The following is a 15636-nucleotide window of genomic DNA, read 5'->3' on the forward strand; positions in this document are numbered from 1 at the left end:
GTGGAGGAGCCCGCGCTGGACCGCCTCGCCTGCCTGGCGGGGCGGTCCTGGCGCGTCGCGGACCTGCCCGGTGGGCTGACCAACCGCAACCTGCACGTCGTGACGGACGACGGTGAGCTCGACCTGGTGGTGCGGTGGTCGCGCGGCGACGCCGCCCTCCTCGGGATCGACCGGGACGCCGAGGCCGCCAACACCCGTGCAGCCGCGGCGTCGGGCGTCGGGGCGGGCGTCGTCGAGTACCGGCCCGACCTGTCGATGCTGGTCATCGCCTTCCTCCAGGGAGACGCGCTGGACGATCCGGACTTCGCCGACCCGGGAGTCCTGTCCCGGGCCGCCGACGCCTGCCGGAGGTTGCACGCCGGGCCGCGGTTCACCGGCGACTTCGACATGTTCAGCCGCCAGGCGGCGTACCTCCGCACGGTGCGGGAGAACGGCTACTGGGTGCCGGACGGGTACGACGACCACGCCGACGCCTGGGCGGAGGTACGCCGCGCGCTCGGCGCGGCGGCGCGGCCGACCGTGCCCTGCAACAACGACCTGCTCGCCGCGAACTTCATCGACGACGGCGACCGGGTGTGGCTGATCGACTACGAGTACTCCGGCAACAACGACCCGTGCTTCGAGCTCGGCAACACCGCGACCGAGTGCAACCTGACGCCCGAGCAGGTCGAGGCGTACGTCGAGGCGTACTTCGGCTCGCCCCGCCCGTCGGACCTCGCGCGGGTGCGGCTGCAGATGCTGTGCAGCGAGTACGGCTGGTCGCTGTGGGGCTTCATCCAGGCCGCGGCCAGCCCGATCGACTACGACTTCCGCGGGTGGGGGATGGAGCGCTACGAGAAGGCGGCGGCGACGTTCCGCGGCCCCGACCTGCCGGGCTTGCTCCGGGAGGTGAGCGACGGTGGTTGAGGAGGTTGCGCAGCAACCGTCTCGAAACCACCTTCCCTCTCGGGCTCGGGTCGTCATCGTCGGCGGGGGCGTGATCGGCACGTCGGTCGCCTACCACCTGACGAGGCTCGGCTGGACCGACGTGCTCCTGCTCGAGCAGGGCACGCTGTCGTGCGGCACCACCTGGCACGCCGCCGGGCTGGTCGGGCCGCTGCGGGCGTCCGAGGGCGGCACCCGGCTGGTGCAGTACTCCGCCGAGCTGTACGCCGCGCTCGAGGAGGAGACCGGGCTGGCGACCGGCTACCGCAACGTGGGCGGCGTGATCGTCGCCCGCACCGAGGACCGGATGGTGCAGCTGCGGCGTACCGCCGCCAACGCGGTCGCCTACGACCTGCCCTGCGAGCTGGTCTCGCCCGCGCGGGCGCAGGAGCTCTGGCCGCCGATGCGGGTCGACGACCTGCTCGGCGCGATCTGGCTGCCGGGCGACGGCAGGGTCGACCCGGCGGACCTGACGCAGTCGCTCGCGAGGGGCGCTCGGCAGCGCGGCGCGCGGATCGTCGAACGGGTGCGAGTGACCGGCTTCGACGTCGCCGGCGGCCGGGTCACCGGCGTACGCACCGACCAGGCCGGAGACAGGCAGAGCGTCGAGGCCGAGGTGGTGGTCAACTGCGCCGGGCAGTGGGCGAAGGCCGTGGGCGCGCTGGCCGGCGTGACCGTGCCGCTGCACTCGGCCGAGCACTTCTACGTCGTCACCGAGGCGGTGCCGGGCACGCACCCGGACCTGCCGATCATGCGCGACCCGGACGGCTGGACCTACTTCAAGGAGGAGACCGGCGGGCTGGTGGTCGGCGGCTTCGAGCCGGAGGCGAAGCCGTGGCGCTCGCCCGACGACCTGCCGTACCCGTTCGAGTTCCAGCTGCTGGAGGAGGACTGGGACCACTTCTCGGTGCTCATGGACGAGGCGCTGGTGCGGATCCCGGCGCTCGCGGAGACCGGCATCCGCACGTTCTACAACGGCCCGGAGTCGTTCACGCCGGACAACCAGTTCCTGCTCGGCGAGGCGCCCGAGCTGCGCGGGTTCTTCGTCGGGGCCGGGTTCAACTCGGTCGGCATCGCGTCGGCCGGCGGCGCCGGCCGCGCGCTCGCCGAGTGGATCGTGGCCGGCGAGCCGCAGGACGACCTGGTCGGCGTCGACGTACGCCGGTTCGCGCCGTTCCACGGCTCGAACGACTGGCTGCGGTCGCGGGTGTCGGAGGTGCTGGGCCTGCACTACGCGGTGCCGTGGCCCAACCGCGAGCTCGAGTCCGGCCGGCCGCAGCGGACGTCGCCGCTGCACTCCCGCCTGGCCGACGCCGGGGCGATCTTCGGGACGCGGATGGGCTGGGAGCGGCCGAACGTCTTCGGCCCGGCGCTGGAGTACTCCTGGGGCAGGCCGTCCTGGCTGCCGTGGTCGTCGGCCGAGCAGGTCGCCTGCCGCACCGACGTGGCCGTCTTCGACCAGACCTCGTTCTCCAAGTACGCCGTCGAGGGGCCGTCCGCGCTCGAGCGGCTCCAGTGGGTGTGCGCCGCCGACGTCGACGTGCCGGTCGGGCGCTGCGTCTACACGCCGTTCCTCAACTCGCGCGGGACCTACGAGGCGGACCTGACGGTGACGCGCACCGGGCCGTCGTCGTTCCTGCTCGTCTCGTCGTCGGCGACGACCGTGCGCGACCTGGACTGGCTGGCCCGCCACGGCGTACCGGCCTCCGACGTCACGTCCGACTACGCCGTGCTCGGGGTGATGGGGCCACGCTCGCGGTCGCTGCTCGCGTCGCTGTCGGACGACGACTGGTCCGAGGAGGGCTTCGCGTTCGCGACCTCGCGGGAGGTGACGGTCGCGGGCGTGTGTCTGCGGGCCACGCGGATGACCTACGTCGGCGAGCTGGGCTGGGAGCTGATGGTGCCGGTCGACGACGCGGTGACGGTCTACGACGCGCTCGACGGCACCGATGCGGGGTACTACGCGATCGAGTCGCTCCGGCTGGAGCGGGGCTACCGCGCCTTCGGTCGCGAGCTCACCCCGGACTACGGGCCGGTCGAGGCCGGGCTGGTGTTCGCCACGGCGCTGAGCGGGAGCAAGGACTTCCTCGGCCGGGCCGCGTTGGAGGGGCACCGTGCCGCGCTGGCCGAGGGCGGCCCGCGGCGGCGGCTGGTGTCGCTGGTCGTCGACTCGCCCGACCCCATGCTCTGGGGCGGCGAACTGGTGCTCCGCGACGGTGCCCCCGTCGGCCAGGTCACCAGCGCCGCCTGGGGCGCGACCGTCGGCTCCTGCGTCGGCCTGGCCTACCTGCGCCACGACGGCCCTGTCACGTCCGCCTGGCTGGCCGAGGGCGGCTTCGAGGTCGACGTGGCGGGCGAGCGGTACGCCGTACGGTGCTCGTTGAAGGCGCCGCCGGGCCGACGTGCGCCGGCTGCTGCGGACGTCATACGGACAGAGTCAGCGGTTCCTCGGTCCGTATGACGTCCCGCGGCGCGAGGGCCGCCCCGAGGATGGTGGCAGGAATAGCGCCGACGGGTCCGTGGTTGCGAGGATCGTACGGGATTCAACTACCCGCGACCGGCAGAGGACAGGGAGCGACATGCAGATCGGCATCTTCAGCGTCGGCGACGTGACGCCGGACCCGACGACCGGCCGGACCCCCACCGAGCACGAGCGGATCAAGGCGACGGTCGAGATCGCGCGGAAGGCCGAGGAGGTCGGGCTGGACGTGTTCGCGACCGGCGAGCACCACAACCCGCCGTTCGTCGCGTCGAACCCGACCGCGACCCTCGCCTACATCGGCGCGAAGACCGAGCGCATCATCCTCTCGACCGCGACCACGCTGATCACCACCACCGACCCGGTGCTGATCGCGGAGGACTACGCGAAGCTCCAGCACCTCACCGACGGCCGCGTCGACCTGATGATGGGCCGCGGCAACACCGGCCCGGTCTACCCGTGGTTCGGCAAGGACATCCGCCAGGGCATCCCGCTGGCGATCGAGAACTACGCGCTGCTGCGCCGGCTCTGGGACGAGGACGTCGTCAACTGGGAGGGCAAGTTCCGCACACCGCTCCAGGGCTACACCTCGACCCCGCGGCCGCTGGACGGCGTCGCGCCGTTCGTCTGGCACGGCTCGATCCGCAGCCCCGAGATCGCCGAGCAGGCGGCGTACTACGGCGACGGCTTCTTCCACAACCACATCTTCTGGCCGGCTGGCCACACCCGGCAGATGGTCGATCTCTACCGGCGCCGCTTCGAGCACTACGGCCACGGCCCGGCGGACACCGCGATCGTCGGCCTCGGCGGCCAGTTCTTCATGCGACGCGACAGCCAGGACGCGTGGGACGAGTTCCGCCCCTACTTCGACAACGCCCCCGTCTACGGCCACGGCCCCTCGATGGAGGACTTCACCGAGGCCACGCCGCTGACCGTCGGCTCGCCCCAGCAGGTGCTGGAGCGGACGCTGTCGTTCCGCGAGTACGCCGGCCACTACCAGCGCCAGCTGTTCCTGGTCGACCACGCCGGGCTGCCGCTCAAGACCGTGCTGGAGCAGCTCGACCTGCTCGGCGAGATCCTCCCCGAGATGCGCAGGGGCTTCGCCGAGGGCCGGCCCGCCCACATCCCCGACGCGCCCACGCACGCCGCGCTCGTCGCGGCATCCGGCGGCGCCCACGACACGACCGTCCACGCGGTCGACGACGTCACCGGAGCCTCCGTATGAGCCGACCTCACTTCGAGCTCGCCGTCATCAGTGCCGGCCTGAGCGTTCCCTCGTCCAGCCGGCTGCTCGCCGACCGGCTGGCCGCGGCCACCGTCGCCGCGCTGCACGAGCCGGTCGAGGTGGACGTGATCGAGCTGCGCCCGCTGGCGCACCCGCTCGCCGACCACCTGCTGACCGGGTTCGCCACCGGCGAGCTGGCGCGGGCCATCGAGACGGTACGCCGCGCGGACGCGCTCATCGTGGTGACGCCGGTGTTCTCGGCGAGCTACTCCGGGCTGTTCAAGACGTTCTTCGACGTCCTGGAGCCCGACACGCTCGCCGGCGTCCCGGTGCTCATCGGCGCCACCGCGGGCACCGCCCGCCACTCGCTGGTGCTCGAGCACGCGCTGCGGCCGCTGTTCTCCCACCTGCACGCGGTCGTGGTCCCGACCGGCGTCTTCGCCGCCAGCGAGGACTTCGGCGACGTCGGCCTGGACGCCCGCGTCGACCGGGCGGCCGGCGAGCTGGCGGCGCTGCTGGGCGGCGTACCGCGTCGGAGGCCGCGGACGGTCGAGGACGAGCTGGCCGACCCGACCCCGTTCGCGGACCTGCTCCGCGGCGCCTGATCGTGCCGAGTCGGGATAGTCCCTGACGTTTGGCCGGCGACACGGAAAGGCAGCAGACACGTCAGGTGCGTGTCCGATCAGCCGCCCGCCAGGAAACCCCGCACCGTGTCGATTGCGTCGATCTCCTCGACCGGCTTGTCGTCGCGGTAGCGGACCACCCGGGCGAAGCGCAGTGCGACGCCGCCGGGGTAGCGCGTGGACCGCTGCACGCCGTCGAACGCGATCTCCACGACCTGCTCCGGCCGCACGGGCACGACCCAGCCGTCGGTCGGGCCGTCGGCGAGCTCGGTGAACCGCCCGGTCTGCCAGGCGAGCATCTCGTCGGTCATGCCCTTGAACGTCTTGCCCAGCATCACGAAGCCGCCGGTGGGATCGCGCGCGCCGAGGTGGATGTTGGACAGCCACCCCCGCCGGCGGCCGGAGCCCCACTCGACCGCGAGCACGACCAGGTCGAGGGTGTGCACCGGCTTCACCTTGACCCACGAGGCGCCCCGACGGCCGGCGTCGTAGGGCGCCGCGAGGCTCTTCACCACGACGCCCTCGTGCCCGGAGCCGAGGGCGTCGGCGAGGAACGCCTCCGCCTCGGTGGCCGAGGAGGTCACCAGCCGCGGCACGCGGAACCGCTCGGGCACGAGACGCTCCAGCGCCGCCGCCCGCTCCGAGGCGGGGGAGTCGAGCAGGTCGGCGCCGTCGAGGTGCAGCAGGTCGAAGAAGTACGGCGTGACCGCGCTCTGCCCACGTCGCGGGGCCTCGCCCATCGCGGTGCGCGACGCGGTCTCCTGGAACGGCCGTGGCCGGCCCGCCTCGTCGAGGGCGATCGCCTCGCCGTCGAGCACGAAGGACTCCGCCGGCAACGCCAGCGCGACCGAGACGACCTCGGGCAGCCGGCCGGTGATGTCCTCCAGCGACCGGGTCGCGACGACCACGTCGGGCCCGCAGCGGTGCACCTGGATCCGGATGCCGTCGAGCTTGCGGTCGACCGCGACCTCGTCGCCGCCACCCGCCTTCGCCAACGCCGCCGCCACGTCGGACGCGCTGGAGGCGAGCATCGGCAGCACCGGGCGGCCCACCTCGAGCACGACCTCCTCCAGGGCAGGCACCCCGGAGAACGCCACCCGCGCGACCGCCACCGTCGAGCCGCCCAGCATCGCCGCCCGGCGTACGGCGGTCAGCGGGACGTTCGCCGCGGCCGCGAGCCCCTCCTGGACCAGCGAGTCGAGGGCGCCCTGCCGCACCGCGCCGGTCACGACGCCGCGCAGCCACTGCTGCTCGTCGGCGGTCGCGCGGCCGAACAGGTCGGCCACCGCGGCGGCGCGGGCGGCCTGGGAGCCGCTCCCGGACAGCGCGGCCAGCCGATCGAACGCCTCGTGCACCGCCAGCACGGTCAGCGTGGACGAGGTGGTCGGCGCCGGCAGCGAGGACAGCCCCCGCCAGCCGAGCCCGGTGCGCCGCTGGCGCAGCGCGCCGCCGACGTACGCGGTCACCGTCTCGACCTCCTCCGGCGCGGCCACGGAGAGCAGCGCGGCGATCGCCGCGACCTTGGCCTTGCGGGACCGGGTCGCGGCGACGGCAGCGGAGGTGGCGACGACGTCGGCGAGCAGCACGCTTCTCATTCAAGCGGAGCGCACCGACAGTAGGTTGGGACGGTGGGCAGGAGGCAGCGGGCGCTCGTCGGAGTGGAGCACCTGTGGGACGGGCTGCGCCGCAGCCGACGGGCCCGCACGGCGCCCGAGAACTTCCGGATCGACGGGTACGGCGGGCACGGTGGCGCCGCGGGCGTCGTGGTGCGCGGCCGGGTGCTTGACAACCCGCCGCCGTCCGAGGCGGTCGAGGGCGAGGGCGTCGGCGCGGCGCTGCGCCGGAGCCTGCGCCAGTTCGTGACCGACGAGCTGCCCGACGTACCCCTCCGGATCACCGTCGGCGACGCGGTCAGCGAGGTGCGCACCGACCGGGAGGGCTACTTCCGCATCGAGCTCGCGCCGACGGATCCCGAGGGCCCGTGGGTCACCGGCACGGTCGAGCTGGCGGTGCCCTACCGCGGGCTGCTCGACCCGTTCCGCACCGACGTGCCGGTACGGGTGCCGGCCGCGGACGCGCGGTTCGGCGTCGTCTCCGACGTCGACGACACGATCATCGAGACCGGGGTGCAGCGGGTGGGGGAGATGCTGCTGCAGACGTTCGCCGGCTCGGAGCTGACCCGCACGCCGTTCGAGGGCGCGCCCGAGCTCTACCGCGACCTCGCCGACGGCGACCGCAACCCGGTCTTCTACGTCTCGTCGAGTCCGTGGAACCTGCACTCGTTCCTCCGGCGGTTCCTGCGCCACCGCGACTTCCCGCTCGGCCCGCTGCTGCTGCGCGACCTCGTCGGCACCGCGGACGGGCGCACCCGCAAGCACGAGCGGATCGAGGAGATCCTGTCGCTGCACCCGCAGCTGCCGTTCGTGCTCATCGGCGACTCCGGCGAGAAGGACCCGCAGATCTACGCCGACGTCGTCCGCGCGCACCCCGGCCGGATCCTCGCCGTCTACATCCGCGAGGTCCGCCTCGACCCCGGCGACGGCCGCGTCGAGGCGGTCGCCGACGGCTGGGACGCGGAGGTGCCGTTCGTGCTCGCCGCCGACAGCGATGCGGTACGCCGCCATGCCACCTCGATCGGGCTGCTGTGACAAGCCGACGCCTGCTGCTGGCGGTCGACGCGCCGTCGCTGCTCCACCGCAACCACCACGCCCGCGCGGAGTCGGGCCTGCGCGACCGCAGCGGCCGCCCGGTCTGGGCGCTGCACGGCATGCTCCGCCAGATCCTGGACGCGATCGACGCATTCGCGCCGGCCGCGGTGCTGTTCGGGCTCGACGACCGGACCTCGTCGGTGCGGGAGGCGGCGTACCCGGCGTACAAGGCCGGCCGCGCGGAGAAGGACCCGGCGCTCGTCGACCAGCTCGAGCGCGCCGGCGCGCTGCTGGACGCGCTCGGCCTGCTCACCGTCACCCCGCAGGGGCTGGAGGCCGACGACGTCAACGCGACGGCGGCGACCTGGGCCGAGCAGCACGGCTGGCGGTGCGTGCTCATCACCTCCGACCGGGACGCGTTCGCCCACATCGGCGAGCACACCCAGGTGCTGCGGCTGATCAGCGGCGGCATCAACGGCTCGCCGCTGCTCAACCCCTCGCGTCTGCGGGCGATGTACGGGATCGCGGCCGAGCACTACCTCCACTACGCCGCGCTGCGCGGCGATCCCAGCGACAACCTGCCCGGCGTGCCGGGCTTCGGCGAGAAGACGGCCGCGGTGCTGCTGGAGCAGATGGGCTCGATGGACGCGGTGTGGGCCGACCTCGACCACTGCGGCGGCGCGACACTCGTCGCCACGCTGGACTCCTACTGCGTGGAGGCCGGCCGGCCGCGCATCGGCGCGAGCGTGCTCAAGAGGCTGGCCACGCCGGCGGCTCGGGAGCGGTTCGAGTTCAACCTCTCGATCATGTCCGGCCGCACCGACCTCGACCTCGGCCTGACGCCCGACCTGCCGGGCAGCCCGGGGCTCCTGCCGCTGGACGCCGACCGGGTCTCGCGAGTGGTCGGCTACCTCGGCGTACCCGCGACGACGGACCTGGCGCTGCGGGTGCTCACGGAGCCGCCGGCGCGGTAGCGGCTCCGCAGGTCCGCCGCCGGTCGACGAGCGCGCGCACGGCCGGGTCGCCCGCCAGCGCCTGCCGGGCGCGGTGCAGCCTCACCCGCGCCGTTCCCGGCCGGACGCCGAGCGCCGTGGCGAGCTCGGCCGGAGTCAGGCGCTCCCACTCGACGAGGCGCAGGATCTCCCGGTCGCCGGGGGAGAGTCGGTCCATCGCGTCCGCCATGACCGCGGTCGTGGCGGACGACCCGCAGTGCGGGTCCGCCTCCGCGGGCCGCTGCGCGAGCTCGGCCGCCGCCTGGTCCTCCCGGGTCCGGCGGCGGTGACCTGCCTGCAACACCTTCGCGGCGGCGCCGAAGAGCCAGGCCCGACGGAGCAACGGGCCGGGCAGCTCGGCCCGCCGGCGCCAGGCGACGGCGTACACCTCGGCGGCGTCGTTCTCCGGGTCGGTCGAGCCGCGCCGGCGCAGGTAGCCCACGAGATCGCGGACCGTCGCGCGGTAGAGCTCCTCGAACTCGTGCTCGGTCAGGGGCCGGCGCATCTCACCGCTCCCGGAGCTCGGCCGGGACCGCGCTGGGGAGATCGGGCACGAGCGCGGGCACGCAGCGGGTGAACTCGACGAACGGCCGGCCCATCGCCTGCAGGTCGGTGCCGCGGGCGGCCGCCACGACGAGCGGGAGGTAGCCGAAGGGCGTGTTGTCCTGGTAGGTCACCCGCCGGGTCTCGCCGGTCTCCTGGTCGACGACCGTGGACTCCGCCGGCTCGATCGTCTGGACCGGGTCGATGTCGGTGACGGCCGGCCAGCCGCGGGAGCCCTCGAGCATCTCGATCGCCTCGGCGCGCCCGGACGCGTCACCGGAGGTCGTGGCGGCGGCCCAGCTGTTCGCCCAGGAGCAGATGGCCGCCCGCGCGGCCTCGGCCCGCATGCCACCGGTGATGTACTGGATGCGCCAGTCCGCGTCACCGCGCTCCTGTGCGATCTTCATGCTCCGGACGTCTCGCCGGGCGAACCGCACCTGGTCCGCCACCGCGATGTCGCGCGCCTCGTCCGAGGGGAACGGGATGTCGGCGATCTCCTCGCGCAGCACCTGCTCGTAGTCGCTGCCCCGCGGGTCGATCAGCTCCCCGGGCCCGCCGAGCCGGATGCTCTCGGGGTCGGTGTTGAGCTCGCCGGTCCGCGCGCTCAGCAGGTCGGCGGTCGCCACGCCGGACAGTCCGAGCACGACCGCGGCGACTCCGGCTCCGATGGCGACCCGCCGCCGCCCCCGTCGGCGTCGCGACGGTGCCGGCGACTCGACTGCCGCGGTGACCAGGCTCCAGACCCGGTGCACCTCCGCATCGGTCGGTGCCGGGACGACGGGTGGTGCCGTCCCGGCGACCAGGCGGGCATGGTCCTCGGTCCACGAGGGCGTCGACATGGGGTCCTCCAGCTGTTCGGCGGGTGCCTTCACACCTACATGTCGGGGCGTTACGTGTCACGCGGGCGCCCGGGTGCGGCGTCTATGGGACGTGCACCCAGTCAACCCGGCCAACCGTGTCCTCCTCGTCGCCATTGCCGCCCTCGCCGCCGTCCTGTCCCTCGTCTGGGCGCCGGGCCCCGCGGCGGCAGCGCGGCCGGAGAGCTTCCCCGCCGACCACCCGTTCCGGAACGGCGCCATCGTCAGCGCCGCTCTGGACGACGACCAGCTCTGGGCCACCGGCTTCCGCGCGAGCCGGTCCGGCGGGCAGTGGCGTCCGGTGGTCCTGCGGCGCACGCTGCCCGGAGGGTCGTGGCAGCGGCTCGCCATGCCCCCGGCGGCGCCGGGAATGTCGGTCTGGAACATGGCCAAGGTCTTCACCACCGCGCCGGGGGGCGGCGCCTGGGCGCTGGGCGACTCCGACGTCCCCGCCGGTCCGCAGCCGTGCGACGTCGAGCAGCTGAGCGGCGGGCCGATGCTGGCCGCCCGGCTCGAGGGCGGGAGGTTCGTGCGGACCGAGGTCCCGGTGCCCGAGCGCTTCTACTACGGCGGCTTCACCGGGGTGGCGGCTCCGGGGCCGGGCGATGCCTGGGCGGTGGGGACGGTCACCCTGGTCGACTCCGCTGAGCCGGACGGGGCAGTCGGCGGCACGCAGATGTGTCGGGTCCAGACCCGCCGGGAGGCGTTCGTCGCCCGCTGGGACGGCGCCGCGTGGAGCCGTGTCGAGGTGCCCGACACCGCGACGTACGTGCCCCTGAGCGTCGTGGCGAGGCCGGGAGGCGAGGTCTGGACGGCCGGGTACGACCGGGCCGCGGCCACACCGCGGGTCTACCGCTGGGACGGCACCGCCTGGGCGTCCGTGCCGCTGCCCGCGACCGGCGTCTCCGGGACGATCGAGCGTCTGGTGACGGCACCCGACGGGGCGCTGTGGGCCGTGGGCATGAGCTTCCCGGCTCCCTCGTCGCCGAGCCGGGCGCTGCTGCTGCGCTGGGACGGGTCCGGCTGGACGAGGATCGAGACGCCGGGCTGGGCGGGTCGCGCCTCCGGCATCGCGTTCCCGCCGTCCGGTCTGGTGGTGGTCGGCACCCAGGACAGTCCCGGCGCGGAGCTCGACGGAGGCTACGCGATGCGGCGTACGCCGGACGGCTGGACGAGGATCGAGCTGCCGGGGGGCCGTGGCCGCCTCGCGCTCGCCGACGTGCGGTGGACCCGCGCGGCCGGTCTCGTCATGGTGGGCAACCGGGCCGTCGGCGGCGTCCCCTCGCCGGTGACGTACCTCGGTCGCGCCCGGCCCGCGCTCCGGATCGACCGCGTCCAGCCTCGCCGCCGGGGCATCGTCGCCCGGGCGTCGGTCCGCGGCCTGCCGCCCGAGACGCGCACCTCGCCAGCAGTCCTCCGATGGCGGCTGGAGCTGCGCTCGGACCCCTCCGCGTCACGATGTGGCCGCGCCGGCTGGGCCGGTGCGCGCACGGTCGGCCGCGGCACCACGACCCTCGACGGGCCCCCGGCGACTCGGTGGCGGATGCCCGCGGCCGAGGCGGGCTGCTACCGCCTGCTCGCGCGGCTCCGGCCCTCCGCCACGACACGGGGAGGCCCGTGGCAGACGGCGGTGGTACGGCGGCGCTGAGGCGCTCACCAACCCGGAGGCGGGCCGGTGGCGGTCCTCGATCTGCAGCGTCGTGGGCCTATCCTCGCGGACGTGGACGGGCGGGTGCGGGAGTGGCGGCCGGGCTGGCCCTGCCCGGTCGGCTCGGTGCTCGGCATCCACAGGCGCGGGGCCGGGGACCCGACCTACCGCGTCGAGGGCGACACCCACTGGCGCGGCATCCGTACGCCGGACGGGCCGGCCACGCTCGCCGTACGCACCCGGTCGGGCGAGGGCGTCGTCCGCGCCGAGGCGTGGGGCCCGGGTGCGGAGTGGGTGCTCGACGGCCTGCCCGCGCTGCTCGGCGCGGAGGACGACGTCACCGGGTTCGAGCCGCGCCACCCGTTGGTCGAGGAGGGCTGGCGCCGCCACGGCCACTGGCGGATCGGCCGCTCCGGCCTGGTCATGGAGGCGCTGACCCCGGCGATCATCGAGCAGAGGGTGACCGGCCAGGAGGCGTTCGCGGGCTTCCGGATGCTCGTGCACCGGTACGGCGAGCGCGCCCCCGGCCCGGGCGCCGACCGCCGGCTCTGGGTCCAGCCGGACGCTGCGACGATCCGGCAGGTGCCGTCCTGGGAGTGGCTGCGGATGCACGTCGACCCGGCCCGCTCCCGGGCGCTCGTGACCGCGGCGCGGGTCGCGGACGCGCTGGAGCGCACCGTGGGACTGCCCGGCGACGAGGCCGAGCGGCGGCTGACCAGCCTGCCCGGCATCGGCGTGTGGACCGCCGCCGAAGTGCGCCAGCGCGCCCACGGCGACCCCGACGCGGTCTCGTTCGGCGACTACCACGTGGCCCAGGACCTCGGCTGGGCCGTGGCCGGCCGGCCGTTCGACGACGCCGAGCTGGCCGAGTTCCTCGAGCCGTGGCGGCCGCACCGCGGCCGGGTGCCGGTGCTGGTCGCGCTCGTCGCCGGCCGGCGCCCGCGTCACGGCGCCCGGATGGCGCCGCGCACGCATCTGCCGGCGAAGGTGACCCGCCGCTGAGAGGTCTCCGGAGCGGGTGGACGTGCGCCGTTTGGTCACCAACCGCAACATTCGGCGCCGAAATCATGCGGTTGGTGACCAAACCGCATCGTCCGGAGTCCGAGCGCAGTCGCGGCCCTGCCGGGGTCGGCCGTCCGGGTGGACGGTGCGTCGTTTGGTCACCAACCGCAGGTGGGAGCGCTCCACTTCTGCGGTTGGTGACCAATCCGCGTGCGCAGCGCGCCGACTACAGCAGCGGCCGCAGCGGCCCGAGGATCGTCTCGGTGAACTTGCGGTGCAGGTCGCGCGCCTCCCACTCGCTCCGGGTGAGCTCGAGGCAGTTCGACTCGTCGACCCGGTAGATGTCCTCCAGGTGCTCGGCGAAGGCGCCGTCGATCACCTCGACGTTGATCTCGTAGTTGCCCTGGAGGCTGAGCCGGTCGACGTTCGCCGTGCCGACGGTCGTCCAGGTGCCGTCGATGGTCGCGGTCTTGGCGTGCACCATCGCGTCGCGGTAGCGGAAGATCCGCACGCCGGCGTCGAGGAGTTGGGAGAAGTACCCGCGCGAGATCCAGTCGGCCACGATGTGGTTCGACTTCAGCGGGACCAGCAGCCGCACGTCGACCCCGCGCCGGGCGGCGTCCTTCATCGCGTCGACGAAGTCCTGGTCGGGGCAGAAGTACGCCTGGGTCATCCAGACGTTGCGCGAGGAGCGGTTGATCGCCTCGATGTACATCGAGCGGATGGGGAACATCCACAGCCGCGGCACGTTGCGGTGGAACCGGATCCGCGGCTCCCAGGTCGACGCCGTCTCCAGCAGCAGCGGGCGCTCCGACGTACCGATGCGGCGGCGGCGGTTGAGGTTCCAGAAGTCCGCGAACGCGCGCTTGAGGTCCCATACGCCGGGCCCGGTGATGCGGACGTGGGTGTCGCGCCACTCGGTGGCGTACGCCGTGCCGACGTTGTAGCCGCCGACGAACCCGACCGCGTCGTCGACGACGAGGATCTTGCGGTGGTCGCGGCCGTAGCGGGCCAGGTCGAAGAACTTCCAGCCCGCCGGGTAGATGGGGTAGCGCAGCACCTTCATCGTCGGCGGGAACCGCTTGAACCGCGGCGAGACCACCAGGTTCGCGAAGCCGTCGTAGATCGCGTAGACCTCCACCCCGCGGTCCGCGGCGGCGGCGAGCGCGGCCTTGAACCGCTCGCCGACCTCGTCGCCCTTCCAGATGTAGGTCTCGAACAGGATCTGCCGCTCCGCCCGCTCGATCGCGTCCAGCATGGCGTCGTACAGGTCCTGCCCGAAGGTGTACGTCGTCAGCGCGCCGTCGCCCACCGGCACCTCGCGCACGGGCGAGACCGGGAACGGCTTCGGCTTCTTCCCGCGACGGCGGTAGGAGTCGACCAGCGACATCCCGATCGCGAGTGCGAGCTGGATGCCGACCACGGTGAGCAGGGTGCGTCGCAGCAATCGGAGCGCGCGGTCCGGGGAGGGCAGGAGGCGGCTCACGGGGTCAATCTAGTGGTTGCGAAGTTGGAGCAACGAGCGGTCGAGATCCCGAGGCACCGACGCACCTGATGGCATCCAGAGGTCGCAGGTCCATGCGGAACTCGGCGCAGAAGGTGCCTGCACCTACTGCGATCGGAGTAGGCGAGAGCCTGCGCTGAGACGATGTGAGCAGCGTTGCGCTGAGACATTGTAGAGCCATGATCGACGTCTCTTCGCTCACCCAAGCGCCCGGCGCAGGCAGGTGGCGGCTCACGGAGCCGATCCAGCGAGAACGCGACAGGCCCCGCGGTGCCGCGGGGCCTGTCGCCGGTGCACGTGCGATCAGGCGTCGACGCAGACCGTCCAGACGGTGACGTCGATGGGTCCCGGTGTGCCGTTGGCCGAGATCAGCCGCACGATCCAGCCGTCGGTCCGCCCGGGCTTGACGGCGTTCGCCGTACCGGTCACGGTGCCGTCCCAGTCCATCCGGCCCGGGAAGGAGTCCGCGATCGTCCAGCCGCCGTTGAACGACGTGACGCCGTCGGTCACCAGGCTCGGGTTGGTCCCGTGGAGGCCCATGTACTGGACGCCGCCGGCGATCGCGGTCTTCGACGGTGACGAGCAGGCGACCGTGGCGATGGCGCCGTTGCCGGCACCGCCGTAGCTGATCCCCTCACCGTCGCGACCGGGGCGCGCGCCGCCTGAGATGTAGTCCCAGGTGCGGTATTCCAGACCGGTCATGCCGGCGGCTCCGGGGATCCCCTGGGGACCCGCGGGACCGGCGGGGCCCTGCTGCCCGGCGGGGCCCTGCTGCCCGGCGGGACCCTGCGCCCCGGCGGGCCCCTGCTCCCCGGCCGGACCGGGCGTGCCGGCCGCGTCGATCTTGGCGTTGAGACCCTTGTTCAGGTCGACCGGCTTGATGGTGCCGTTCTTGATCTGGGCGCTCGTGATCAGCCGCGCCGCCACCGCCGTGCTCATGCCGCCGGCCGCGAACAGCCCTGCCGCGGCCACGACGGCCACGCCCACCTTCAGTTGTCTCCTCACCGATCTGTCCTCCTCGCTCGTTGGTTGTCGTGCACAACCGCCCGCGACGCTAGTGACTTCTGGTCGGATTCGCGGGGTTTCCGCCGATTCCCTCGATCGGTCGGCTGTCGGCGGTCCCGTCTAGGGAATCGCTGATCAACGGACCATTGGCAGGTGAGGTTCCGCGGACTGGCCTGGGCGAGCTGC

Annotated in this window: 13 protein-coding genes; 8 read left to right on the forward strand and 5 right to left on the reverse strand. The window is 73.7% G+C overall.

What is annotated here, in order from left to right; all coding sequences use genetic code 11:
- The 4 genes from ACYVKX_RS18970 to ACYVKX_RS18985 all read left to right on the forward strand — a co-directional run bounded on the left by ACYVKX_RS18970 (position 1) and on the right by ACYVKX_RS18985 (position 5233).
- On the forward strand, positions 1-906 hold the full coding sequence (locus tag ACYVKX_RS18970) for an LPS biosynthesis choline kinase (RefSeq protein ID WP_460835239.1): 906 nt from the start codon (positions 1-3) through the stop codon (positions 904-906).
- Positions 899-3385, forward strand: coding sequence for a GcvT family protein (locus ACYVKX_RS18975; RefSeq protein WP_460835240.1), 2487 nt, complete (start codon positions 899-901; stop codon positions 3383-3385). The genes ACYVKX_RS18970 and ACYVKX_RS18975 overlap by 8 nt, the downstream gene beginning before the upstream one ends.
- A gap of 118 nt (positions 3386-3503) precedes the next feature.
- Positions 3504-4628, forward strand: a complete 1125-nt coding sequence (locus ACYVKX_RS18980; protein WP_460835241.1) for an LLM class flavin-dependent oxidoreductase — start codon at positions 3504-3506, stop codon at positions 4626-4628.
- Positions 4625-5233 (forward strand): FMN reductase, encoded by a 609-nt coding sequence (locus ACYVKX_RS18985; protein WP_460835242.1) that lies wholly within the window; start codon positions 4625-4627, stop codon positions 5231-5233. Before ACYVKX_RS18980 ends, ACYVKX_RS18985 begins: the two co-directional genes overlap by 4 nt.
- Positions 5234-5310: 77 nt before the next feature.
- Here the strand turns inward: ACYVKX_RS18985 and ACYVKX_RS18990 are convergent, their stop codons facing one another.
- Positions 5311-6837 (reverse strand): ATP-dependent DNA ligase, encoded by a 1527-nt coding sequence (locus tag ACYVKX_RS18990; protein ID WP_460835243.1) that lies wholly within the window; start codon positions 6835-6837, stop codon positions 5311-5313.
- A gap of 42 nt (positions 6838-6879) precedes the next feature.
- Between ACYVKX_RS18990 and ACYVKX_RS18995 the strand changes: the two genes are divergently transcribed.
- Together ACYVKX_RS18995 and ACYVKX_RS19000 are read left to right on the forward strand one after the other, a co-directional pair.
- On the forward strand, positions 6880-7899 hold the full coding sequence (locus tag ACYVKX_RS18995; protein WP_460835244.1) for an App1 family protein: 1020 nt from the start codon (positions 6880-6882) through the stop codon (positions 7897-7899).
- Complete coding sequence (locus ACYVKX_RS19000) at positions 7896-8873, forward strand: 5'-3' exonuclease (protein ID WP_460835245.1); 978 nt, start codon at positions 7896-7898, stop codon at positions 8871-8873. Before ACYVKX_RS18995 ends, ACYVKX_RS19000 begins: the two co-directional genes overlap by 4 nt.
- Here ACYVKX_RS19000 and ACYVKX_RS19005 read toward each other — a convergent pair.
- Together ACYVKX_RS19005 and ACYVKX_RS19010 are read right to left on the reverse strand one after the other, a co-directional pair.
- Positions 8851-9396, reverse strand: coding sequence for an RNA polymerase sigma factor (locus tag ACYVKX_RS19005; RefSeq protein ID WP_460835246.1), 546 nt, complete (start codon positions 9394-9396; stop codon positions 8851-8853). The genes ACYVKX_RS19000 and ACYVKX_RS19005 overlap by 23 nt on opposite strands.
- A 1-nt stretch (position 9397) precedes the next feature.
- Positions 9398-10273, reverse strand: coding sequence for a hypothetical protein (locus ACYVKX_RS19010; RefSeq protein ID WP_460835247.1), 876 nt, complete (start codon positions 10271-10273; stop codon positions 9398-9400).
- A gap of 91 nt (positions 10274-10364) precedes the next feature.
- Here ACYVKX_RS19010 and ACYVKX_RS19015 point away from each other — a divergent pair, with 91 nt between their 5' ends.
- Together ACYVKX_RS19015 and ACYVKX_RS19020 are read left to right on the forward strand one after the other, a co-directional pair.
- Positions 10365-11939, forward strand: coding sequence for a hypothetical protein (locus ACYVKX_RS19015; protein ID WP_460835248.1), 1575 nt, complete (start codon positions 10365-10367; stop codon positions 11937-11939).
- Positions 11940-12011: 72 nt separating this feature from the next.
- Entirely contained in the window at positions 12012-12941 is a 930-nt protein-coding gene (locus ACYVKX_RS19020; RefSeq protein WP_460835249.1) for a DNA-3-methyladenine glycosylase family protein, read from the forward strand.
- A 226-nt stretch (positions 12942-13167) separates the two neighbouring features.
- Here ACYVKX_RS19020 and ACYVKX_RS19025 read toward each other — a convergent pair whose 3' ends face one another.
- On the reverse strand, positions 13168-14427 hold the full coding sequence (locus ACYVKX_RS19025) for a phospholipase D-like domain-containing protein (protein WP_460835250.1): 1260 nt from the start codon (positions 14425-14427) through the stop codon (positions 13168-13170).
- Between the two features lie 321 nt (positions 14428-14748).
- Complete coding sequence (locus ACYVKX_RS19030) at positions 14749-15450, reverse strand: hypothetical protein (protein ID WP_460835251.1); 702 nt, start codon at positions 15448-15450, stop codon at positions 14749-14751.
- Between the last annotated feature and the right edge of the window lie 186 nt (positions 15451-15636).

The sequence above is a fragment of the Nocardioides hungaricus genome (genome assembly GCF_054782915.1).